Origin of the sequence: Pseudomonas syringae group sp. 243L2 (assembly GCF_032587875.1) — a bacterium.
Classification (GTDB): Bacteria; Pseudomonadota; Gammaproteobacteria; order Pseudomonadales; family Pseudomonadaceae; genus Aquipseudomonas; species Aquipseudomonas amygdali.
In genome coordinates, this window is sequence record NZ_JAWHPL010000025.1 from 37641 (window position 1) to 60896 (window position 23256).

Genomic DNA, 23256 nt, shown 5'->3' on the forward strand with positions numbered 1-23256 from the left:
TTATCGGCAATGTACGTCGAAAAAGCCGTTGGTCACTTCGAAATTAATCGATGACATGCTGAAACTGAAGCGTCCGCGCAGGCGCAGAGTATAGGGATTGGCTTCCAACAGGCTCAGGGTGCCGTTTTGAAAGTGTGCCGAATGATAGAGGGTGTTCTGCCGGTGCTGCGTCTCGTTGTAAATCACTTTGATCTGGGCATGGCCTGGCAGATTGTGATCACCGGGTTTCAGGTCGTTGTCCAGAAACAGCCCGATAGTCGTTCGTTTTGTGCCCACCTTGCCGTCGACGATCAGCTTCCATACCCACTGATCGGGTGCCTGTTCCAGCTCAGCCCGCAGGGTCAATTGGCCCGCCAGGGCAAGCACCTTGAACGGTCGCTTATTGACGCAGGCCTGAAAGCTGCCTTCACACGACGCGGGACGAACAAAGCGTTTGGCTGGGGATGTGGTGGGGTGCATGGCCTGACTCTGTAGAACGTATGAATAGAAGCAGGGCGTTGCCCTCTCAGGTAACGCCCTGTTTGATGATTACAGGTTCATCAGTTTTCGATCATCTGATGCCAACGCCAAGACTGGAGTTGTGGCTCTTCAACTTGAAGTTTCCGCCAGAGACCATGTTCTTCACGTAGTACCAGTTCCAGCCCCCGATGCCGGCGCTTGAAACAGTGGACGACCAATAATTACCGTTGCCCATCGGCCAGCGATTGCCGTACAGGTTATAGATCTCCACCAGTTCGTGAATGGTCGGAATCCTTGCGCCGTTGTTGCCAGCGTTTTTGCTGATCTGAGAAAAGCTCCCGCTGCCCAGGCCGATGCAATGGATGACGCCGACGACGGTGATCAGGTAGCTTTTACTCGCGCCCAAAGCATCGGTCGCCGTAATGGTGGCCGTGCCGTTGCCTCGAACCGAGGCCAGCCCGTTGCTGTCCACTTTCGCGACCAGCGGGTTGCTCGAGGTGTACTGATAGGGTGCCTGTCCGCCACTGGCCTGACGCTGAAGGGTGGTGTCGGCCGGGAAGTTCGGCAACAGTTCCGGCAAGCCTGGGAGCAGATACACCTTGCCGGCCAGCGTAACCGGCGAAGTGTCCAGCACCAGCTCGGGCTGCCCCATCAGAATCTGCAAGGCCAGTGTGTCGGATACCTGTACCAGACCATTGACGCGATTGACCACATAAGAAACCGCCACCGTCTGCCCGGCGTTTGCCGTTACCAGCGCCGCAGCAAACACTACCTCCAGCGTCTTGCCCGCGTCCGCGCCGGTCAGCGTCTTTTCCCGTGTGTCATTGCCGTTGGGCCCTTGCCATTGCACGATCACCTGATCGCCGGCTTTCAGGTTGGCGGTGGCGTCGATCACCACGGTTGCCCCGAATGGGGCGTTAGCCGGGTCTAGCGTGTTGCCGGCGGCTTCTTTTATGGTTGGGGTGGGCAGGGGCGTTGCTTGCGCGAGTTGCAGCTTCACGTCCACCGCCTCCGAGGCCATGGACAGATTCCCTGCCAGATCTGTAATCGTGTAGTAAACCGGCGCCTCAATGTCGCCGATCAACTCCAGAAACGACCTGGCGAAGTCGACCATTGTTCGTTTAAGACCCACGTCATCACTGCTCACCACCGCCATCGGACCGGGCAGATCATTCCAGTAGGTGCGGACGACATCGCCCTCCTGCATGCCGTTGTAGCTGGCAATCGTCCCTGAAAGCACGTTACCCATGGTTTGCAGTTCTTCTGAGGTCAGACCGTTCTGTACCTGCGTGGGAAAAATGATGGGGGCCAGCAGCGGATCGCCAGGCGGGGTTAGGTCTACGATTACAACTGTCTCGGCAGAAAACTCGACGACCATATTGATCGGGTTTTCGACCGCGTAAGCCACAGAGTGACGGCCTTCGGTCAACAGCTCGGATGGAATGTGCAGCATGAGGTCGTCACCTGGCATCTGCGAAAGCAGGATCTCTTTCTTGAGACCAATAAGCACTCCATCGAAGTACAGCTGATAAGTATAGCCAGGGCGCGCGCCTTGCCAGACGTTCAACAGCACTTCGAGGGGCGTGTTCAAACTGTCGATGGGTAATAGCCCATCGTTCAAGGCGGCTGCGATGACTGGCGCAGTCAGCACGGTTTCTTTTTTTTCAGTCGCAAGGTTATACATGGGTGTTCCTTATAAGTTTAAAAGTTGCGGGCTTTGTGAGCCCGCAACGGTTTAGCGACTCAGACAGGTAAAGTCGGTAGGTTTAAGCATATGCACGATGACGCGAGTGACCGTGGAGTTTGCCGGACTTTGATTGCTGCCTTCGACAGGGTCGACGGTATAACTCGCCTCCGCAAACCCTGTGCAAATAAGCAGTGTGTTGATCTGAGGGACCTTGAATACATGCCCTTGCACAACATCCACTTCATCCAGCTTACGAGTCGTCACATAAGTAGCGGCTTCGATGGGATTATTGAAGTCGTCAAAACCCTTGAACGTGAAGGTGATCTTCTGGCCCTCGGCAATATTGACATAAGGTGAAACTTTTACATCGGCACCGTCCGGATTTTCATTGGGGCCCAGCACTCCGTTGGACGTGAGATTGAACGTGGGCCCGGTCAATCCGTTTTCGCCACCGGGTTGCTCTTCTCGAGACCGTACTGTTACAGGCTGAGTCGGACTCGTCATACTGTTTGGGTTTCCTGTACGCGTGACTGTGAAATACACGGGAATGGCTTCGCCGGTGCCTTGCAACTTCATCAGCTCGTTATCAATCGGAATAATCAAGTCTCTTGCCGCTGCAACGTCGCTAGACCGTATTTGATACCACTGCGTTTTTACCTGATTGCCCCAGTACAGGTTCAGATCATCATTGATTTCGAACCCCGTATTCCAGGCCACCACCCCTCTGCCGTTCAACTCGTAATCGTCTTCGTCGATGAAGTTGTCCTGGGTGTTCGGGTTTTGTACGCTCGTTCCTTGTACCGTCAAGTTGCTCAAGGGGGTAGGGAAGGGAAGTGTTGTAAAAACGTCTATGTGGGTGTCCAGCGATGTGCCCGTCAGTTCGCCGTTGCGAGACACTTCATAATGAACCGCTGCGTCGCCTTGCGGACCTTGGGCAATGGCCTCGAATGGCAGCTTCAACGTGAGTATGACGGCTTCATTTTCGTCGCCAGGTGCAACGAAGACAGGGGTCAAGGGATTATTGGTGCCCCAGAATAGCTGAATGCTATCAAGCGCCGCTGCGCCCGGATAATGGGGGATGTCGACCAATACTCCGGCCTGAGCTTCCAGATAGTCAATCAGATCGCCTACCGCTTGATCAATCACAGGTGCCGGATAATCAGAAGGCAAGTCTTTCAGCCTTAATTTCACCGCTACAGTGTTCGAGAGGATTGAAGGGTTGCCCGCACGGTCGATGACCTGGTAACACACCTGCTTTTCTTCCTCCCCCAACGTTTGTAGAAACGCTCGTGTAAAAGTGACCGAGACCTTGTCCAGCCCCATATCGGTTTCGTTGACGACAGCAGTGGGGCCTACGATATCTCCCCACCTGGTCAGAATGCGGTCATGCTTGGCCATACCGGTGTAGCCGGCAATCTGTACATCAAGTTGGCCACCCAGTTGATCGAGCTCGGCGGCAGTCAGACCGTTCTGGATCTCGGCTGGGAACTGTATGGCAGCAAGCTCCGGAGCGCCTGGCGCTGTCCGGTCGATCTGAATCCGGAAAATTTCCGATTTCTGTTCTGCCTGATTGATCGGATTGACAACGACGTACGCGACATCGTGGAAACCTTCCAGCAACAGTTCGGCCGGGATCTCCAGGTGCAGGGGGTCTCCTGGTGCATGTGAGGGCAGAATCAGTTTTCGGGGACCGGTCGCGATACTGTTGAACAGCAGTTGATAGGTGTAACCAGGAAGTGCGGCTGGCCATACAACGAGATCGACCGTCAACGTTTGGGATGCGTCAGCGACCGGTATGAGCCCTGGCGTATCCTGATCATGAAATGCGACTGCAATATCGGGTGCAGTCAATACAAGATTCAAGTTTCGATGCCTGTTTCCGTAAACTGAAACAGGTGTTGGGAGATAGTTGTTTGAGCAATTTTTCATGTGTAGATGCCTTGTCATTAAAATTTTGTAGGGGATTTCCTACTCTTTCGAACGCGTTTCTGAATAAGGGTTTTTTTGGCTGGTACTTGGCGAAAGAGCTAATGATGTTCCCAGTCACAATTGGACGTAATAGGGTTTTAGTGGGTTGGTCAAGTGGTTGCGTGGGAATTATTTAATTGGTTTTCGAATTTTTTGCTTGGCGTCCATTTGGATGCTCGCTGTAAGAAAATTCTTATATTATTTTGGGAATAATCCTACGTTTTGGGTATTGAACAGGGCCAGAGTTTATGAATTAAGTGAGCTATCTTCCCACTCTCAAAAAAACGAGGAGATGGACGGTGTCTAGTAGAAAAAGTAATGTCGTTAAGTCGCGGGGTGGCGCGTTTCAACTTGCCGTGATTGCCTTTGGTGCTCTAGCTAATGTGCAGGCGTCGGCAGCGGCATCGAGCGATAATAATGGTCTGTCTTTAGACACTGAAGCAGTCACCGGATTGTGGCCGGATGAAGAGTTGCCAGATGAAACCGTTAGACGGGCTGAAATCATTACCGTAGGTCCTGATACTCCCTTCGATTCTTATCATATTGGTGATCAAAGTGTTCTTAATATTGTCGGTGGGCGAGCAGACCAGGTGGTCGTGAGAGACTCTACGGTCAATATTCAGTCCGGCGTGGTTGAGAGCGGTATCAGCCTTTCCGATGCGCTGGGTAATCTCTCCAACGCTACCGTGAAAAACGCGACAGATAGCGGCATCGTTCTTCATGGAGTGATGGGCTCTATCAACCCTGGCTCCACGGTATCGGCTCATTCAAGCGATGTATCGGGATCGGGCTACGGTATTTCAGTCGGGTTGTGGGGGGCGCTGAGTATTTTCAATACCGATGTGCGCGGGTTTGCGTCGCAAAGCAAAAGTGGCCAGGGGATTTTTGTTTCTGGCGCCAATGTGCTGATCGCCGACAACAGTCATGTGACAGGCGACATGAATGGAATCCATCTGGTAGATGGATCCCAAGCCGGAATACTGGTCGGAAACAAGTCCGTTGCTGTGATTGACCGATCGATAGTCCAGGGTTTGGCCGGGGCCGCCATCAAAGTAAACCAGCGCGCTGCGCTCGACATCGAGGCCGACATTGCTGTGCAAAACCATTCCGAGCTATGGGCCGGAAATGGCAACCTGCTGGAGGTGGAAGATCACAGCACTGTCAACTTCAACGTCGACAACAGCACCCTCTACGGCGACCTTGTCGCCGATGACACCAGCATCCTGAACATCACGCTGCAAAACGACGCGCAATTGAACGGCGACATCGTCAATGGCAACCGTCTGGCGATTACCTCGGGCAGTCACTGGCAGATGCAGGGCGACAATGCCGTCAAGTCGCTTTCCCTGCACGGGGGGAGGGTTTCGTTTGCTGGTGAAGGGTTCCATACACTTTCGCTGAATGAGTTGTCAGGGGGCGGCACGTTTGGTTTGCGCGTGGATCTGGACAACGGTGTCGGAGATCTCATCGACGTCAACGGCCAGGCCAGTGGTCAGTTCGGGTTGCGGGTGCGCAACACGGGGGTGGAGGTTGTCTCTGCTGACATGGCACCGCTCAAGGTGGTGCATACCGAAGGTGGTGACGCGCAATTCAGCCTGCTGGGCGGGCGTGTCGACCTCGGCGCCTATTCGTATCTGCTGGAGCAACAGGGCAATGACTGGTTCATCGTCGGTAAAGATAAGGTCATAAGCCCCTCGACCCAGAGCGCGCTTGCGCTTTACAGCGCGGCACCTGCCATCTGGATGAGTGAGCTCTCTACCCTGCGTTCGCGCATGGGCGAGGTTCGCGCAAGCGGCAGGGCGGGCGGCTGGATGCGTGCCTATGGCAACAGGCTTAATGCCACGACCAGTGATGGTGTCGACTATCGGCAGAAGCAAAGTGGCCTGTCGCTGGGTGCCGATGCGCCTGTCGAGGTCAGCAGCGGCCAATTGGTGTTGGGTGTGCTGGGAGGGTACAGCACGTCCGGTATCGATTTGAGCCGTGGTACTACGGGAAAAGTCGACAGCTACTATGCAGGTGCCTATGCCACTTGGCTGTCGGACGACGGCTACTACGTTGACGGGGTGCTCAAACTCAACCGCTTTCGCAACAAGGCAGATGTTGCCATGAGCGATGCAAGCAAGGCCAAGGGTGACTACACCAACAACGGGGTAGGGGGCTGGGTAGAGTTCGGCCGCCACATCAAGCTGGCGGACGATTACTTCCTTGAGCCCTTCGCTCAGCTGTCCAGCGTTGTCGTTCAGGGACAGGAGCTGCGTCTGGATAATGGCATGAAGGCGAAGAACGACCACACCCAGTCAGTACTGGGCAAGGTCGGCACCTCGCTGGGCCGCAGTGTTGCGCTCAAGGATGGCGGAGTGCTGCAGCCTTATGTGCGTGTCGCCATTGCGCAGGAGTTTTCGCGCCATAACGAGGTGAAAGCCAACGATGTTAAATTTGATAACAGCCTGTTCGGTTCTCGCGGCGAACTGGGCGCCGGGGTATCGGTGTCGCTGTCCGAACGTCTGAAACTGCATGCAGACTTCGATTACATGAAAGGTCGGCATATCGAGCAACCCTGGGGGGCAAATGTGGGGCTACGCCTGGCATTCTGATTCTTAAGGCCAGTGCCTGAGCAACACCGGAGCCCCCGGTGAGTGATCACCGGGGGCTCTTCAGTTATTGATCGATAAACCTGCGTTTGCGTTGCCTCTGTCGGGACGTGACAGGCACTGCGTAGTTGACGTTCACCCGCAACACCGGCGATGTGCCGATCAGGCGATGATCGCGATAAAGCTCGTAATACAGGTCAACCAGACCGTACTGAACATAGGGCGTGAAGTTGTAGGAAATACACAGCACACGTACCACGCTGTTTTCGCCTACCCGATGGAAAAGCGTTGTCGATGACAGGTTTTTCCCCCAATAGAAATGGATTTCGTCACCCCAGCACATTTTGACTGACCCGGGGATATGAATGGTAATGCCCGCATGTGCCTGCTCGTGACTGATGGAATCAGGATCGATGTCAGGCAGCACAGGTGCTTTCAGCGTACTGGAAATATCGGACGGAAGATGGAGGGGGCTCGCCTGTCGGTAGAGGCTCTCGTGGAGTGGGGCTTCTTGAACAGCACTCGCGCTTTTGGGGTTGTTTTTTTCTTTTTGGGTGCGCGCCGCTACATCCGTGGATTGTTCTTTATCCATCGTAAACTCTTTTATTGACATTAAGTTGAGTTGTTATGTATATGCCGGCAGTTGTCGGCAGCGGAAATATTACAAGGCACATAAGTGTTCAGGTCAAGTGTCTGCCCATTTCAAAGCCATGCATGGGTTGTGTATGGTTGTGCAGTTACATTTTGTAGCATGTGCGTACTAAATTATTGATCATTAGTGTCAAGGATGCTGTAAATAAAGGGTAAAGCTGGATGCAGGTATTTTTCTTGAACTTTTTCTGCGTGAAATACCTGTAGGACGTTAACTACAGATAAATCTTACAAAAGGTAAAAAACTGCGTTTTGTCTAGATTCCCACTCATGCATAGGAATATTCACTCAACTTTATCATTAGGGTCTCGCACGTATCAGCGTGCGAAACCGTCAAGGTTGTAGGCAAGAAATGTAGGCTGCTGTGCTTAAAGCTGCATTGACAGCGTCACGGAGTGCGAGAGCAGTGACGCATTGTCCGCGCAGTCGATGACCTTATAGTTGATCGTGACATGGTCGCTGGCAGGAACCTCTGACTGAAAGCTATCTATAGGGCTTGCTGCTGGAACACGGGTGTGGAAAATTGATAGTACTCGCTGAAATTCTGCAGGTTGTCTCTCCAATTAAAAAGGCAGGCGCCACATGGCGCAGAGCTGAAGTTTTTACTCAAGTGATAAACGATAGTTACGGGGGTAATAAATAACTACCGCACCACTTGAATTTCAACTCATCGGAGTATGAGTGCGCTGTCAACGGTAAAAAGTGCTAAATTTCTGTCGTCGAAGGTGTTAAAGAAATATCCTACGCAGTCTTCAGATCGCTTCCAGGATTCTGTCAGATTTATATTTAAAGCTAACCGCGCATAACACTGGCACCCCATAAAAAAGCCCCGACCAACCGAAGTTTGTCGAGGCGTTGAAAACAGTCTCAAGTCTCAGCGATTAAACCGCTCCACCAGCGAATACTGCGAGTTTGCCGTATCGGTCAGTTCACCACTCAACACTGCCGAGCGATGGGCTTCGTCCGATGTCTGGTCAGCCAGGCTGGCGATGGTGGCGATATTGCGGTTGATCTCCTCGGCGACGGCGCTTTGCTCTTCAGTGGCAGTGGCGATCTGGGTGGTCATGTCAGTGATGTTGGCGACGGCCTCGCTGATGCCCACCAGTGCCTGGTCCGCTTCCAGCACCCGGGCCACGCCTTCTTCTGCCTGACGGCGACCTGCGTCCATGGTTTGTACCGCGTCGTTGGCGGTCTGCTGCAGTTTGGCGATCAGACCATGGATCTGCCCGGTGGACTCGGCGGTGCGTTGCGCCAACTGGCGTACTTCATCCGCCACGACCGCAAAGCCGCGGCCCATCTCGCCGGCGCGCGCCGCTTCGATCGCGGCGTTTAGGGCCAGCAGGTTGGTCTGGTCGGCGATGCCTTTGATCACATCGACCACGCCGCCGATTTCATCGCTGTCCTTGGCCAGTCGGGTCACGGTCAGGCCGGTTTCACCCACCGAGGTGGACAGGCGCTGAATGGCTTCGCGGGTTTCACCGGCGATATCGCGGCCGCGACGCGTCAGTTCATTGGCCTGCTGGGTGGCATCGGCAGCACGGTTTACGTGGCTGGCGACTTCCTGGGTAGTGGCGGCCATCTGATTGATGGCGGCGGCGACCTGCTCGGTTTCCACACGCTGACGCTCCAGCCCGGTCGAACTGGCATTGGCCAGCGAGTTGGACTGACGAGCCTGACTGGTCAAGTGTTCGGCGGTGTCCTGCAAACGCGTAAGACAAGTCTTCAGACGTGCTTCCTGGCTGAGGATCGACATTTCCAGGCGCGCTTGTGGGCCACGGCTGTCGGTATACATCTGTGCGATGAGTGGGTCAGAGGTCGTCTGCTCGGCCAGGCGCAACAAACGTTTGGTGCCGCGCTGCTGCCAGGACAACCCCAGCAGGCCCAGTGGCACTGAAAGCGCCGCCGCCAGGGCAAAGCCCCACTGCGAGTTGAGCCATACGCCGATCAGGAAGCTTAGTTGACTGACCAGAATGAATGGCAGCCAGTCCTGAAGTATCGGCAGCCACTTGTCGCGGCCCGGTATCGCGCTCTTGCCCTTGTTGATCCGGGCATAAAGCGCCTCGGCACGACGGATCTGTTCGGCTGTCGGTTTGATGCGTACCGACTCGAAACCCACCACCTTGCGGTTTTCCAGCATCGGCGTTACGTAGGCGTTGACCCAGTAATGATCGCCGTTCTTGCAGCGATTCTTGACGATGCCCATCCACGGCTGCCCGGTTTTGAGAGTGGTCCACATGTGCTCGAAAACCGCAGGTGGCACGTCCGGGTGACGCACGGTGTTGTGCGCTGCACCGAGCAGTTCCGCCTCGCTGTAACCACTGATGTCGACGAAGGCATCGTTGCAATACGTGATCGTACCGCGGGTGTCGGTGGTGGAGATCAGTCGCTGCTCGGCAGGAAAAGTCCGCTCATGTTGAGTGATGGGCTGGTTGTTGCGCATTGGGTTTCGATCCTTCGATCCGGAAGACTATGGCGTGTTATCGGCCGGCGTATCGATAAATTGAGCGGTGCGTCACAAATGACCGGACGGTCAGCATTACCGGGCAAGCATGGGATAAGTAAAAAGCCCGAAGTGCACCAGATTCAGACCGAAGTGACTGATAATCGCCGCTTGCAGGCCACCAAAACGAAACGCGATGCCGTACCCCACACCTGCCACGCCCGCCAGCACCATCCACTCCCAGCCTGCGCCCGCGTGAGCGAGCCCGAACAGGCTTGCAGCGAGGGTGATCGACAGTGCGGTCGCAAACCTAGAGCCCTTGAACAGGCGCTGCAGACCGCCTTGCAGATATGCGCGGAAAAACAGTTCTTCGGTCAGGGTCACCAGCAGCAGGTTGTTGAGCAACCATATCAGGCCTTGATCAGGCCATTTGGGTGACCAGCCGACAACGTTGAGAACGACGGCTGCGGTCATGCAGAACGCTGACGTCACGATCAACGCCAGAACGCCGGTTTGCAGCGAATGGGTCATGTCGACCCTGGGCACGATCCACGGGCAGGCCAGTATCAGCCAGAAGCCGATCAGAGGCTTGTCCAGATAAAGCGACATGGAAAAAACCTGGGCATCGGCCGTGAATCGTGTGGCCTCGATGACTTGCGCACTATTGAAGCCGGGTGCCAGATGAAAGGCCAATGCGAGGCCCGTCACAATAAACAGCGCATGACCAAAAAGGCGGATGTATTGATGGGAGGGCAACGCCACGCATAACCAGGCGACGAGCAACAGGCCGAAACTTGCGGCCGCAGAAGGGGCAAGGCTGCCATAGGACAGTGCAAGCGCGTAGCCAGCACTCAGAAGAAAGAGAACCAGCCAGTGCCTCGTACTCATGAGATACATCCTGCTTCAAGAAGCGCAGGATTCTATCCGACGTCCAGCGATGCCGGTTTGAGCTTATACAAATCTTCATGCACGAGCCTGACCCCTAAGCGGGGGCAGGCTGCGTGTCAGGCAATGCGTGTCAGGAAGCGATCAGCTGTCGCAACACGTAATGCAGAATGCCCCCCGCCTTGAAGTATTCCACCTCGTTAAGCGTGTCGATGCGGCACAGCACGTCAACGGTTTCCTTGCTGCCGTCTTGGCGGTTGATATGCAGAGTCAGGCTCATGCCCGGTTGCACGTCGGCGTTGGTCAGTCCGGTGATTTTCAGCGTTTCCTTGCCGGTCAGGCCCAGTGTCTTGCGCGTCTGGCCGTTTTTGAACTGCAAAGGCAGCACGCCCATACCGACCAGATTCGAGCGGTGAATCCGTTCGAAGCTTTCGGCGATGACAGCTTTGACGCCTAACAGATTAGTACCCTTGGCCGCCCAGTCACGACTGGAGCCAGTGCCGTATTCCAGCCCTGCGATGATCACCAGCGGCGTATTTTCTGCCTGGTAGCGCATGGCTGCATCGTATATCGCCAGCTTCTCGCCGGAGGGCACATGCAACGTGTTACCGCCTTCCTCACCGCCGAGCATTTCGTTGCGAATGCGGATATTGGCGAAAGTGCCGCGCATCATCACTTCGTGGTTACCGCGGCGTGAGCCGTAGGAGTTGAAGTCCTGATATTTGACGCCTTTTTCCTGAAGGTAGCGTCCGGCGGGGCTGTCGACCTTGATATTCCCGGCAGGGGAGATGTGGTCGGTGGTCACCGAGTCGCCCAGCAAGGCGAGGATGCGCGCGTTTTCCACGTCTTCGATAACCGGTAATGGACCACCGATGTCTTCGAAGAACGGCGGGTGCTGAATGTACGTGGAGTCGTCCTGCCAGACATAAGTGGCGGCCTGTGGCACTTCGATGGCTTGCCATTGTTCGTCACCGGCAAACACTTCGGCGTATTCCTTGTGGAACATACCGGTGTTGACGCTGGCCACCGCGTCGGCGATTTCCTGCTGGCTTGGCCAGATATCGCGCAGGTAAACCGGTTTGCCGTCCGACCCTTCGCCCAGTGGCTCGCTGCTGATGTCGATGCGTACCGAGCCTGCCAGCGCGTAGGCAACTACCAGAGGCGGCGATGCCAGCCAGTTGGTCTTGACCAGCGGATGGACGCGGCCCTCGAAGTTGCGGTTGCCCGAGAGCACCGAGGCCACTGTCAGGTCGGATTGCTGAATGGCTTTTTCGATAGGCTCCAGCAGCGGTCCGGAGTTGCCGATGCAGGTGGTGCAGCCGTAACCGACCAGATCGAAGCCCAGGGCATCGAGGTATTGGGTCAGACCTGCTGCGTTGTAATAGTCGGTCACGACTTTCGAACCGGGGGCCAGCGAGCTTTTCACCCAGGGCTTGCGCTTCAGGCCTTTCTGGACAGCTTTTTTCGCCACCAGCCCGGCGGCCATCATGACGCTGGGGTTTGAGGTGTTGGTGCAGGAGGTGATCGCCGCGATGACCACGGCACCGTCCTTCAGGTTATAGGTCTGGCCGTTGTACTCATACTGGGTTTCACCGCTGACCTGAGCCTCGTTGCCCACCGCGACACCGCCGCCGCCTTCGCTTTCCAGACGACCTTCGTCGACCTTGGCGGGCTTGACCTGCAAACCGAGAAAGTCGCTGAATGCCTTGGATACATTCGGCAGCGCGACACGGTCTTGAGGACGTTTGGGGCCTGCAAGGCTGGCTTCCACGGTACTCATGTCCAGTTCCAGACTGTCGCTGAACACCGGTTCCTGACCTGCCAGACGCCACAGGCCCTGAGCCTTGCAATACGCCTCGACCAGCTTGACGGTCTCGTCAGGACGACCGGACAGACGCAGGTAGTCCAGCGTCACCTCATCGACCGGGAAGAAACCACAGGTCGCGCCGTACTCCGGTGCCATGTTGGCAATGGTCGCCCGGTCTGCCAGTGGCAGATCAGCCAGGCCGTCGCCGTAGAACTCGACAAACTTGCCGACCACACCTTTCTTGCGCAGCATCTGGGTGACGGTCAGCACCAGATCGGTGGCGGTGATGCCTTCCTTCAATTTGCCGGTCAGCCTGAAACCGATGACTTCCGGGATCAGCATCGACACTGGCTGGCCAAGCATCGCCGCCTCGGCTTCGATCCCACCCACGCCCCAGCCCAGTACGCCCAGGCCATTGATCATCGTGGTGTGCGAATCGGTGCCGACCAGGGTGTCGGGGAACGCGTAAGTGCGGCCGTCTTCTTCCTTGGTCCACACAGTGCGGCCCAGGTATTCGAGGTTCACCTGATGGCAAATGCCGGTGCCGGGCGGCACTACGCTGAAGTTATCGAAAGCGCTCTGGCCCCAGCGCAGGAACGCGTAGCGCTCACCGTTGCGCTGCATTTCGATGTCGACGTTCTCGCCGAACGCTTCGGCGTTGCCAAACTTGTCGACCATCACCGAGTGGTCGATGACCAGGTCCACCGGGGACAGCGGGTTGATGCGCTGCGGGTCACCACCAGCCTTGGCCACGGCAGCGCGCATGGCGGCCAGATCGACCACTGCCGGCACACCGGTGAAGTCCTGCATCAGCACGCGGGCAGGGCGGTATTGAATTTCCCGGTCCGAACGGCGCTCGGTCAGCCAGTCGGCAATAGCCTTGAGGTCGTTACCGGTGACGGTCTTGTTGTCCTCCCAACGCAGCAGGTTTTCCAGCAGCACTTTGAGTGACATGGGCAGCTTGTCGAGGTCGCCAAGGGAGCGGGCAGCTTCCGGCAGGCTGAAGTAATGGTAGGTCTTGTTGTCGATTTCGAGCGTTTTCAGGCTCTTCAGGCTATCGAGGGAGGGCATGAATGTCTCCTTTCTGGATTGTTCTCCGAACATCGGTTCACGGGCTCCATGTGCATCAGGTCGGGAGCGCCGCATCAGGCTTCAACTGTTGTGGACTGTTGTGCAGCACCAGTGGTTCCTGGATTGGGCTATCATGCGCGGCTTTCAAGTCTGCGGGGTTACGCCCGAGTGCCCATTGCCCAGGAGTAACCCATGAATACACTGTTTATGCATTGCAGACCCGGTTTTGAAGGTGAAGTCTGCTCGGAGATATCCGATCACGCTGCGCGCCTTGACGTTGCCGGGTATGCCAAGGCACGTCCCGATACCGCCTGTGCCGAATTCATCTGCACCGAGGCGGATGGTGCCGAACGGTTGATGAATGGTCAGCGTTTCGACGCGCTGATCTTTCCCCGGCAATGGGCGCGGGGGATGTTTCTCGAGTTGCCGGAAACCGATCGCATCAGTGTGATCCTTGCGCAGCTTTCGGCGTTTCCGGCCTGCGGCAGCCTGTGGCTTGAGGTCGTGGATACCAACGACGGCAAGGAGCTGTCGAATTTCTGCAAGAAGTTCGAGGCACCGCTGCGCAAGGCTCTGATGCAGGCAGGCAAGCTGGTTGACGATCCGCGCAAGCCGCGTCTGTTACTGACCTTCAAGAGTGGCCGTGAAGTGTTTCTCGGTCTGGCCGATGCGGACAACTCTGCCATGTGGCCGATGGGCATCCCGCGCCTCAAGTTTCCCCGCGAGGCGCCTAGCCGTTCCACCTTGAAGCTGGAAGAGGCATGGCACCATTTCATTCCCAGAGACCAGTGGGAAGAACGCCTTTCCGGCGACATGACCGGCGTGGACCTTGGCGCCGCACCGGGTGGCTGGACGTATCAACTGGTGCGCCGGGGCATGCTGGTGACGGCCATCGATAACGGGCCGATGGCGGAAAGCCTGATGGATACCGGGCTGGTCCAGCACTTGATGGCTGACGGTTTTACCTACAAACCCCGGCACCCGGTGGACTGGATGGTCTGCGACATCGTCGAGAAGCCTGCGCGCAATGCCGCGTTGCTGGAAACCTGGCTGGGTGAAGGCCTTTGCCGCGAAGCAGTGGTCAACCTCAAACTGCCGATGAAACAGCGCTACGCCGAAGTACGCCGCTTGCTCGACCGTATCGAAGAAGGCTTTCAGGCGCGTGGCGTACGGGTGTCGATCGGCTGCAAACAGCTCTACCACGACCGCGAAGAAGTCACCTGCCACCTGCGCAGGCTTGATGTGGCCAAAGCGGCCAGAAAGTGATTTCTCACACTCGCGCCGCATGCTTCAGTGACTATCGGATTTCAGTGACTATCGGATTATCGTGCCAATGCTCCGCGTTGGTACGCAGTTCGTGACGCTCTGCGTCACAAATCTTCGATACGAAACAATGTCATGCCTTACACGCAGTCGCTGCAAATGCAGTGCTTTTCATCCGCGATGGCACTGTCGACGCAGGGTGCGACGTTAGTGACGGCTGAGTCCTGGCGCTGATCCGGGGGTAGCCTGGCAGGACGCCAGGCTAGCCGCACCGGGCCATGGATGGCCCGTTGCGGCGACCCCCGGATCAGTGTCAGGGCGAAGGAACCCGACGAAGTCGGGCCGGAAACAGGAGCGAGGGGGTTTGGTTACTTTGCCCCGTCAAAGTCACTCGCCGACGGGCGAAAAGGTGACCTGAGTCGACCTTCAATCTACCTGAAACCACAGAACCGCTGTGTGACGCAGAGCGTCACGAACTGCATGCCTACGCGGAGCGCAGGCACGATAATCAATAGCCTTACTACAATCGAGAAGAAGTCACCTGCCACCTGCGCAGGCACGATAATCATGGCGTGGGTGATGCTGGATGGCGTCATGCCCTATACGTAGTCGCTGCATCCGAAAGCGCTTTTTATCGCGATGTCACTGACGACGCAGAGTGCGACGTTAGTGACGGCTGAGTCCTGGCGCTGATCCGGGGGTAGCCTGGCAGGACGCCAGGCTAGCCGCACCGGGCCATGGATGGCCCGTTGCGGCGACCCCCGGATCAGTGTCAGGGCGAAGGAACCCGACGCAGTCGGGCCGGAAACAGGAGCGAGGGGTTTGGTTACTTTGCCCCGTCAAAGTCACTCGCCGAGGGGCGAAAAGGTGACCTGAGTCGACCTTCAATCCACCTGAAACCACAGAACCGATGTGTGACGCAGAGCGTCACGAACTGCATGCCTACGCGGAGCGCAGGCACTATAATCAAACGCAGTGCTTTTTAACCGCGATGGCACTGACGACGCAGAGTGCGACGTTAGTGACGGCTGAGTCTTGGCGCTGATGCGGGGGTAGCCTGGCAGGACGCCAGGCTAGCCGCACCGGGCCATGGATGGCCCGTTGCGGCGACCCCCGGATCAGTGTCAGGGCGAAGGAACCCGACGAAGTCGGGCCGGAAACAGGAGCGAGGGGTTTGGTTACTTTGCCCCGTCAAAGTCACTCGCCGAGGGGCGAAAAGGTGACCTGAGTCGACCCTGAATCTCACTGAATCGCAGAACTGTGTGACGCAGAGCGTCACGAAAGGCATTACCACGCGGAGCGTGGGAACGAGAATCTGGGCCGAACGCCAATCCAGCTGACGCCACAGAACCGCTATGTGACGCAGAGCGTCACGAACTGCATTCCCACGCGGAGCGTTGGAACGATCCTCATCGTAGTCTGAGCCCATTTTCCGGACTTTCAGCACCAGCGCCACTCAACCAAACCCCACAATAGCCTTGGTCTCCAGATACTCTTCAAAGCCATGCACGCCATACTCACGGCCATTGCCCGAGCGCTTGTAGCCGCCGAACGGGGCCATCGGGTTCCAGGCGGGGTAGTTCAGATGCACTTGTCCGGCACGAATGCGCGAAGCCACCGAACGGGCCTGCTCAAGATCCTGCCCCTGTACATGCGCGCCCAGACCGTAAACGGTGTCGTTGGCAATCGCCACGGCCTCATCAACCGTGTCGTAGGCAATCAGGCACAGCACCGGACCAAATATTTCTTCCCGGGCGATACGCATGGACGAGTCCACTTCGGAAAATACCGTCGGCCGGGTGTAGAAGCCTTGCTCATGGCCTTGCACACGGCCTGGCCCGCCGCAGACCAGCTTCGCGCCTTCACTCAGCCCGGCATCGATCATCGCCTGTACGCGGTGAAACTGTGCCTCGTTGGCGATCGGGCCCAGCACTGTTTCCTCCCGCTGCGGATCTCCCACAATGATTGCCGCAGCCGTTTCGGCAGCCAGCGCTTCGACTTCTGCCAGCCGGCTTCTGGGCACGATCATGCGGGTCGGCGCACTGCAAGACTGGCCAACATTGCGGAACGCGGCCATTACGCCGGGCGGCACGGCTTTGGCGAAATCAGCGTCCGGCAGCAGAATATTCGGTGATTTACCGCCCAGTTCCTGAGTCACCCGTTTCACAGTCGGTGCGGCGGCCTGCGCCACCAATGCGCCTGCACGGTTGGACCCGGTGATCGAGATCATGTCGATGTCAGGGTGCGCAGCCATCGCGCCGCCCACTTCAGGGCCGCTGCCATTGACCAGATTGAATACCCCAGGCGGCAGACCCGCATCGTGAATCAGTTGCGCGAACAGCAAGGCGCTTAGCGGCGACAGTTCGCTGGGCTTGAGCACCACTGTGCAGCCAGCGGCAATCGCCGGGGCGACTTTTGCAGTAATTTGATACAGCGGCCAGTTCCACGGCGTGATCAGCCCGCACACACCGATGGGTTCGCGTTCAATCGCGGTGCCGCTTTCGACGCTCTGGAAGCGATAGGTCGCCAGCAGGTCACGCGCAACACGAACGTGCTCTGCGGCAAGCGGCACCTGCATCGCCCGCGCAGAACTGATAGCTGCGCCCATCTCCAGCGAGATGGCCTGCGCCAGCTGTTCCTTGCGCTCCAGGATAAGCTCGTGGATGCGCCCGATTATCTCGGCCCGGGCGTGCGCAGAGGTGCCGGACCAGCCCGCAAAGGCTGCCCGCGCCGCTGCAACCGCGCGGTCGACGTCGGCGGCCGAGCCTCTGGCAACGTGCGCCACCACTTCTTCGGTCGCCGGGTTGATCACCGCAATACTGGCCGGGTTGAGCGGCGCCGACCAGCGACCATCGATATAGAATTTCTGCGCGGTGTCTGGATCAACGCGATGGCTGTTCAAGGACTGTGAGGTCATCCAGCGAGCTCCCTGGAGCGATAATGGGCGAGGTCAGGCCGTTTGATATCAGGCCGTTATATGCCTATAAGCTAACAAAGCGGTCTGGATAAAAAGCGCCGATCTGCCGGTCTGCAAAGAATAATCTGCTGTATGCAACCCGCTAACATTGCGGACCTGTTCCGGGGCTTTATCCGCGCTGATTTCAGCCTATGGCCTGGGTCACCAGTGCAAACTGCTGCACGTTCTTGCTTGATGGCGGTGGCGTTCCGAGCACCATGCGCGGTGCCCTGTCGACACACGGCAGGCCCAGGCTTTCGAGCCACGGCGCCAGGCCGCAATCAGCCAGAATGTCGAAGCGCACGAACATACCGGGTATCTGTTGCAACAGGTGGGCAATCAATTGCCGGGCCTGCTCTGCATCACCGGCCACCAGCGGGCCGATGATATGCCCGCGGCCGAAGCGGCGCAGCAGGGCGATGCCTGTCAGGCGCCCCTCATGGTCGATGCCCACCACCTCTTCTGCATCGCGCGACAACAGGTCATTCAGCACGACGGTGCGATCCAGACCGCTGCCCGCGTTGGCCAGCCTGATCAGTTCGGCATGGTCGGCCTGACCTAGCGTGCGAATCGGCAGACCATCGCTCGGTGTCGCCAGCCCTGACAGGTCAGCAATGCCCTGATGCTGCTGGATCCGCGCAAAATCGACAAAGCCAAGGCTCCGGTACAACGGCGCGCCCAGTTCTGTGGCATTGAGGATCGGTGTGCGCGGTGCGGTTGCGTCAAGGCACAGATGCATCAGGCGGCGACCGATGCCTTTGCCCTGATGTTCATCGCTGACAATCACCAGACCTATGGATGACCAGTCGCCCTGATGGCAGGTGAATGCCACGCCCACCAGTTGGCCGTTATGTTCGGCGACAAAACCCTCGGAGGTGCGTTGCACCATGGCCCAGTCTTCTTCGCGGTGCGGCCATTTGAGGTGTACCGAGAGGGCATGGGCCGCAGGAATGTCCGCCTCAGTCACCGGGCGATATCGATAGAGGGTATCTGGGGTCGCGTGCATGGAGCCTCCGTTGCAAGGGCGAAGTGGGTCGTTTCGGCTCATATGAGCTTGCCTGTGCTCATCAGGCTGGACGTGAACGGCATCTCGATGGCCGTCGGGTCGGTGAAGCGGCGGATATCGAATGGGGAGATCAGCGTGCGCGTGCTGCCGGTGCTGATCAGCTCGGCCATAACATCGCCGACGCCGGGGCCGAGCTGAAAGCCGTGGCCGCAGAAGCCAAACGCGTAGAACAGGCCGTCCACCTTTCCACTGCGGCCCATGATCGGCAGCGAATCCGGCGTATAGCTCTCGATGCCGCTCCAGACACGGATGATGTTCAGCTTCTCTGCGCCGGGTAACAGGCGTTTCATCTGCTTCATCTGGTTGATCAGGCTTTCCGGTTTGAAGTAGGCGCGGCGGTTGAGCATGTCCGGTTTGTTGCGATTACCACCGCCGATGATGATGTTGCCGCGCGGTATCTGGCGGAAATAGATCACTTCTTCCTTGATTTTGGTGAACACTCCGATCACCGTCGGCAGGGCGTAGGGCACCGGTTCGGTCACTGACATTTGCGGCCCGTTGGGCTCCAGCGGAACCGGCTCGCCGAACTGCTCGGCCAGCTTGGCCGCCCAGGCCCCGGCGGTGATCAGCAATTGCTCGGCGACGAACAACTGGCCGTCGGTGGTGCTGACGTGAAACTCGCCGCCGACCTTCTGCACCTCTGCCACCTCGGTGCGCTCTTCGATTCTTGCCCCGGCGCGAATCGCCGCACGGGCGAAGGCGGGTGCGGCCAGGCGCGGGTTGGCGTGCCCGTCGTGGGGCGCATAAGAGCCGCCTTTGACCTCCGGGCCGAGAAACGGGAAGCGCTCATGCAGCGTCTTGCCCCTGATCACCTGCAAATCCAGCTCGCGGGCTTCGGGTGCGGCGGCATAGGCCTCCAGTTCAGCGATTTCGTCTTCGCGATAACACACGCGCATATGGCCGCTTGGAATGAACTCCAGGTCTTCGCCGATCAGTTCGGGCAGGCGTTTCCACAGCGCCCAGGAGCGATTGGAGAGTTCCAGCTGGCCGAGAAAGCGGCCCTGGCGGCGCACGTTGCCGAAGTTGACGCCGCTGGCGTACTGGCCGATCTGGTCGCGCTCCAGCAGAGTTACCGAGCGCCCGTGCTGGCGCAGGAAAAACGCTGATGACGAGCCCATGAAGCCGCCGCCGATAATCAGAACGTCGCTTTTTTGCGGGGTCATGAGGTGCTCCCGATAGTGTTCATCGTACGGTGCGCGCCAGGGCTTCGATCTCGATCAGGTAGCCGTGGTGCAATTCTGGAACCGGCACCACGGCGCGGGCCGGGCGATGGTCGCCTAAATAGCCTGCATAAATGCGATCGAAGGCCGGCCAGTGCTGGATGCCTGCGATGTAAATGGTCACTTTCAGCAGGTCATCGGTCGTGCATCCTGCTGCCTCAAGAATGGCAGCCAGGTTGTCCAGCGCAATAGCGGCCTGCACCTCGAATGGCTCGTCGACGCTGTGGCTGCCGTCAGCGCGCACCGGCAGTTGTCCGGAAACATGCAGCGTGCCTTCATGCAACACTGCCTGGGAATAATGCCCGCCTGGCGCGGCGGCCAGGGGTGTGCGAATCAGTTCGATATCACCAGCCATGCAGGCGACTCCAGGTGTGAATTGCGCCTTCGGCATCGCAGGCGTGGTAGTCCGGGAACTGCGCACCGGTAGCACAGGCGTGGTTGGGCAGAATGCGCAGCCGGCTGCCGATGGGGAAGCGCGCAGTAATGTCTGCCTGGCTGCCGGTGGCGAGCGTGATGATGCCATGCTCCTGATTGGCACTCGTCACCCGCGCGCCGTCGATCCACTCGCCGGTTTCGCTGCACACCTGGCCGTAGCCGAAATCCTCACGCTGGCGCTGGGTGCCGCGATCCCGGCTCATGGCCATCCAGCCTGCGTCAACGATGATCCAGCCCTTGTCCTGCTGATGGCCGATGACAGTGGTCAGCACACTCAGGGCCAGTTCGTCGGCGCGGCACACGCCGATGTTGTGCATCACCAGATCGAAGAATACATAGACCCCGGCACGTACTTCGGTCACGCCTTGCAGGCTCTGCGCCGACAGCGCGGTAGGCGTCGAGCCGATGCTGACTTCCGCGCAGGGCAGCCCCGCTTGCCGAATGCGCTCGGCGGCGCTGACGCAAAGCCTGCGCTCCTGCTCGGCGAGGGCTTGCAGCGCTTCGGGGGTGTCGAGGTCGTAACTGGACCCGGCATGGGTCATGACCCCTCGCAGGTGCATGCCGCCCTCGATCAGCGTTCTCGCGACTTCGACGAGCGAAGGGTCGTCGACGGTCAGCCCGGAACGATGGCCGTCGCAATCGATTTCGATCCACACATCAAAGTTCTCATCATGTCGCTGGCCGAAGGCGACAATCGCCTGGGCAGCGACCACGCTGTCGGTCAGGATGCTCAGGCGGCAACCGTTGCGCCGCAGTTTGAGTGCCTGGTCCAGTTTGCCGGGTGCGATGGCGACGGCGTAGAACACGTCGTTGATGCCCTCGGCAAAGCAGTGTTCGGCCTCCTTCAGGGTCGAGACCGTCACGCCGCTGGCACCTGCAGCTATCTGCGCCTGAATCACAGGCAGGCATTTGCTGGTCTTCACGTGCGGACGCAAACGCACACCCAGCTCATTCATGCGGTGTTGCATGCGCTGGATATTGCGCTGCATACGCGGCACATCAAGCAACGCGACAGGCGTATCGAGAGAAGACAAGAGGGCAGACATGGACAGAGCTCGCGTGACTGGGTACGGCTGCCACTCTACTCACGGGTGATGAAGCTGTGGTTCAATGCTTTGTCATCAATCCTTAAGCTGAGCTGAATGATCGCTATCGAAGACCTGCGTCTGGCCGTGGCGCTATCGCGCTGCGAGTCCCTCAGTGCTGCGGCCAGAGTCCTGAATGTCTCGCCGCCCGCGCTGTCGATGCGCTTGCGCAAGCTGGAGACGCAGTTGGGCATTACCCTGGCCAATCGCGACGCCAGACGCCTGAGCCTGACGGCCGATGGCGAACGTTTCGCACAGGAAAGCGCGCACCTGCTGGAACAGCTTGAAGCGCTTCCGGAATCGTTCAAGCAGCACGATGAGCGACTGGTCGGCACCCTGCGTCTGGCAGCGCCGTTTGGTTACGGTCGCCAGCGCATTGCGCCTTTGCTGGCGCGCTTTGCCAAACTGCATCCGCAGTTGTGCCTGCACCTGGACCTGCGCGAAACGCCGTGGCCCGATCGGCATGACAGCGACGCAGTGATTCATATCGGCAGCCTCAATGACAGCCTGTGGATCGCCAGACCGTTGGCGCACAACCATCGCTGGCTGTGCGCCAGCCCGGCTTATCTGGAGCAGCACGGCGCGCCTTCGACGCCTGACGAGCTGGCGTGTCATCGCTGCATCTGCATTCGCGAAAACGATGAAGACGTGACCCTCTGGCACCTGAGCAAGGGCCAGGCGAAAAAGACCCTGCGCATCGAGCCTGCGCTGCTCAGCAACGACGGCTCGGTTGCCCGGCGCTGGGCCGAGCAGGGGCAGGGCATCGTCTTGCGCTCGCAGTGGGACGTCAGCGACGCCATTGCCAGCGGCAGGCTGGTGAGGGTGCTGGCCGATTGGCAACTGGCCAGCGCGCCGATCAACCTGCTGGTGCCCGTGCGCAAGCACCGCAGCGCCAGGGTGCAGGCACTGACGGAGTTTCTGGAGACGGCGCTGAAGGGCTGATCACGTTAATCACGTAGGCGCTGTTGGTCGCAGTATCGAACACCTCAATTGACGCTCACAGCAACGCGCGGGTATAAACCGCGTCTTGTGTTTTTGTCGGATTTTTCTCCATGAGCTTCAGCCCCCTGATTCGCCAGTTGATCGATGCCTTCCGCGTGCTGCCGGGCGTCGGTCAGAAAACCGCTCAGCGCATGGCGTTGCAGCTGCTGGAGCGCGACCGCAGCGGCGGCTCACGGCTGGCGCTGGCCTTGGGGCAGGCGATGGATGGCGTTGGTCATTGCCGCTCATGCCGCACCCTCACCGAAGAGGAGCTCTGCCCGCAATGCGCCGACCCGCGCCGTGATGACACGCTGCTGTGTGTGGTGGAAGGGCCGACGGATGTCTACGCGGTGGAGCAGACCGGTTATCGCGGTCGCTACTTTGTGCTCAAGGGCCATCTGTCGCCACTCGACGGCCTGGGACCGGAAGCCATCGGCATTCCGCAACTGATGGAGCGTATCAGCCAGCAGGGCACCTTCACTGAGGTGATCCTCGCCACCAACCCGACGGTGGAAGGCGAAGCGACGGCGCATTACATCGCCCAGTTGCTCCACGAAAAAGGCCTGGTCGCGTCGCGCATCGCCCACGGTGTGCCATTGGGTGGCGAGCTGGATCTGGTCGACGGCGGCACCCTGGCGCACTCGTTTGCAGGGCGCAAGCCGATTTCGTTGTGATGCGCCCTTGTTCCTGC

At 58.4% G+C, this 23256-nt stretch carries 16 protein-coding genes; 4 read left to right on the forward strand and 12 right to left on the reverse strand.

Annotated elements, in window-relative coordinates:
- The 3 genes from RYB66_RS18640 to RYB66_RS18650 all read right to left on the reverse strand — a co-directional run bounded on the left by RYB66_RS18640 (position 1) and on the right by RYB66_RS18650 (position 4075).
- On the reverse strand, positions 1-459 hold the full coding sequence (locus tag RYB66_RS18640) for a hypothetical protein (protein ID WP_005731593.1): 459 nt from the start codon (positions 457-459) through the stop codon (positions 1-3).
- Positions 460-550: 91 nt separating this feature from the next.
- Positions 551-2143, reverse strand: a complete 1593-nt coding sequence (locus RYB66_RS18645; protein WP_316886859.1) for an Ig-like domain-containing protein — start codon at positions 2141-2143, stop codon at positions 551-553.
- 51 nt (positions 2144-2194) lie between these two features.
- On the reverse strand, positions 2195-4075 hold the full coding sequence (locus RYB66_RS18650; protein ID WP_316895118.1) for a hypothetical protein: 1881 nt from the start codon (positions 4073-4075) through the stop codon (positions 2195-2197).
- Positions 4076-4842: 767 nt separating this feature from the next.
- Here RYB66_RS18650 and RYB66_RS18655 point away from each other — a divergent pair.
- On the forward strand, positions 4843-6708 hold the full coding sequence (locus tag RYB66_RS18655) for an autotransporter outer membrane beta-barrel domain-containing protein (RefSeq protein ID WP_316886874.1): 1866 nt from the start codon (positions 4843-4845) through the stop codon (positions 6706-6708).
- A 64-nt stretch (positions 6709-6772) separates the two neighbouring features.
- Here RYB66_RS18655 and RYB66_RS18660 read toward each other — a convergent pair whose 3' ends face one another.
- From RYB66_RS18660 to acnA, 4 genes are all read right to left on the reverse strand, one after another.
- Positions 6773-7297, reverse strand: a complete 525-nt coding sequence (locus RYB66_RS18660) for a hypothetical protein (protein ID WP_316886858.1) — start codon at positions 7295-7297, stop codon at positions 6773-6775.
- 933 nt (positions 7298-8230) lie between these two features.
- Entirely contained in the window at positions 8231-9796 is a 1566-nt protein-coding gene (locus RYB66_RS18665) for a PAS domain-containing methyl-accepting chemotaxis protein (RefSeq protein ID WP_004665826.1), read from the reverse strand.
- A gap of 96 nt (positions 9797-9892) precedes the next feature.
- Entirely contained in the window at positions 9893-10684 is a 792-nt protein-coding gene (locus tag RYB66_RS18670) for a CPBP family intramembrane glutamic endopeptidase (RefSeq protein ID WP_010198092.1), read from the reverse strand.
- A gap of 130 nt (positions 10685-10814) precedes the next feature.
- Positions 10815-13559, reverse strand: a complete 2745-nt coding sequence (gene acnA, locus RYB66_RS18675) for an aconitate hydratase AcnA (RefSeq protein WP_057404200.1) — start codon at positions 13557-13559, stop codon at positions 10815-10817.
- A gap of 192 nt (positions 13560-13751) precedes the next feature.
- On the opposite strand from acnA, the gene rlmM reads away from it, so the two are divergent.
- A complete protein-coding gene (rlmM, locus tag RYB66_RS18680; protein WP_005744611.1) occupies positions 13752-14825 on the forward strand; it encodes a 23S rRNA (cytidine(2498)-2'-O)-methyltransferase RlmM in 1074 nt (357 codons plus the stop codon).
- Positions 14826-16278: 1453 nt separating this feature from the next.
- On the opposite strand, the gene RYB66_RS18685 is transcribed toward rlmM, so the two are convergent.
- The 5 genes from RYB66_RS18685 to RYB66_RS18705 form a co-directional block, all read right to left on the reverse strand.
- Entirely contained in the window at positions 16279-17739 is a 1461-nt protein-coding gene (locus tag RYB66_RS18685) for an aldehyde dehydrogenase family protein (RefSeq protein ID WP_316895121.1), read from the reverse strand.
- Positions 17740-17923: 184 nt separating this feature from the next.
- Positions 17924-18784: a GNAT family N-acetyltransferase gene (locus RYB66_RS18690; RefSeq protein ID WP_316895123.1), complete on the reverse strand. Its 861-nt coding sequence runs from the start codon at positions 18782-18784 to the stop codon at positions 17924-17926.
- A gap of 38 nt (positions 18785-18822) precedes the next feature.
- Positions 18823-20007, reverse strand: coding sequence for an NAD(P)/FAD-dependent oxidoreductase (locus tag RYB66_RS18695; protein ID WP_044320921.1), 1185 nt, complete (start codon positions 20005-20007; stop codon positions 18823-18825).
- Positions 20008-20026: 19 nt separating this feature from the next.
- Complete coding sequence (locus RYB66_RS18700; RefSeq protein ID WP_005744616.1) at positions 20027-20419, reverse strand: RidA family protein; 393 nt, start codon at positions 20417-20419, stop codon at positions 20027-20029.
- On the reverse strand, positions 20409-21545 hold the full coding sequence (locus tag RYB66_RS18705) for a DSD1 family PLP-dependent enzyme (RefSeq protein ID WP_057405146.1): 1137 nt from the start codon (positions 21543-21545) through the stop codon (positions 20409-20411). Before RYB66_RS18705 ends, RYB66_RS18700 begins: the two co-directional genes overlap by 11 nt.
- A 96-nt stretch (positions 21546-21641) precedes the next feature.
- Here RYB66_RS18705 and RYB66_RS18710 point away from each other — a divergent pair, with 96 nt between their 5' ends.
- Positions 21642-22526, forward strand: coding sequence for a LysR family transcriptional regulator (locus RYB66_RS18710; RefSeq protein ID WP_316895125.1), 885 nt, complete (start codon positions 21642-21644; stop codon positions 22524-22526).
- A 110-nt stretch (positions 22527-22636) separates the two neighbouring features.
- Complete coding sequence (gene recR, locus RYB66_RS18715; protein WP_016980906.1) at positions 22637-23239, forward strand: recombination mediator RecR; 603 nt, start codon at positions 22637-22639, stop codon at positions 23237-23239.
- Positions 23240-23256 lie beyond the last annotated feature (17 nt).

Excerpts from the sequence above, each read along its gene's own strand:
- RYB66_RS18640 (WP_005731593.1), bottom strand. The coding sequence starts at position 459 with ATGCACCCCACCACATCCCCAGCCAAACGCTTTGTTCGTCCCGCGTCG.
- RYB66_RS18645 (WP_316886859.1), bottom strand. The coding sequence starts at position 2,143 with ATGTATAACCTTGCGACTGAAAAAAAAGAAACCGTGCTGACTGCGCCA.
- RYB66_RS18650 (WP_316895118.1), bottom strand. The coding sequence starts at position 4,075 with ATGAAAAATTGCTCAAACAACTATCTCCCAACACCTGTTTCAGTTTAC.
- RYB66_RS18655 (WP_316886874.1), top strand. The coding sequence starts at position 4,843 with ATGGGCTCTATCAACCCTGGCTCCACGGTATCGGCTCATTCAAGCGAT.
- RYB66_RS18660 (WP_316886858.1), bottom strand. The coding sequence starts at position 7,297 with ATGGATAAAGAACAATCCACGGATGTAGCGGCGCGCACCCAAAAAGAA.
- RYB66_RS18665 (WP_004665826.1), bottom strand. The coding sequence starts at position 9,796 with ATGCGCAACAACCAGCCCATCACTCAACATGAGCGGACTTTTCCTGCC.
- RYB66_RS18670 (WP_010198092.1), bottom strand. The coding sequence starts at position 10,684 with ATGAGTACGAGGCACTGGCTGGTTCTCTTTCTTCTGAGTGCTGGCTAC.
- acnA (WP_057404200.1), bottom strand. The coding sequence starts at position 13,559 with ATGCCCTCCCTCGATAGCCTGAAGAGCCTGAAAACGCTCGAAATCGAC.
- rlmM (WP_005744611.1), top strand. The coding sequence starts at position 13,752 with ATGAATACACTGTTTATGCATTGCAGACCCGGTTTTGAAGGTGAAGTC.
- RYB66_RS18685 (WP_316895121.1), bottom strand. The coding sequence starts at position 17,739 with ATGACCTCACAGTCCTTGAACAGCCATCGCGTTGATCCAGACACCGCG.
- RYB66_RS18690 (WP_316895123.1), bottom strand. The coding sequence starts at position 18,784 with ATGCACGCGACCCCAGATACCCTCTATCGATATCGCCCGGTGACTGAG.
- RYB66_RS18695 (WP_044320921.1), bottom strand. The coding sequence starts at position 20,007 with ATGACCCCGCAAAAAAGCGACGTTCTGATTATCGGCGGCGGCTTCATG.
- RYB66_RS18700 (WP_005744616.1), bottom strand. The coding sequence starts at position 20,419 with ATGGCTGGTGATATCGAACTGATTCGCACACCCCTGGCCGCCGCGCCA.
- RYB66_RS18705 (WP_057405146.1), bottom strand. The coding sequence starts at position 21,545 with ATGTCTGCCCTCTTGTCTTCTCTCGATACGCCTGTCGCGTTGCTTGAT.
- RYB66_RS18710 (WP_316895125.1), top strand. The coding sequence starts at position 21,642 with ATGATCGCTATCGAAGACCTGCGTCTGGCCGTGGCGCTATCGCGCTGC.
- recR (WP_016980906.1), top strand. The coding sequence starts at position 22,637 with ATGAGCTTCAGCCCCCTGATTCGCCAGTTGATCGATGCCTTCCGCGTG.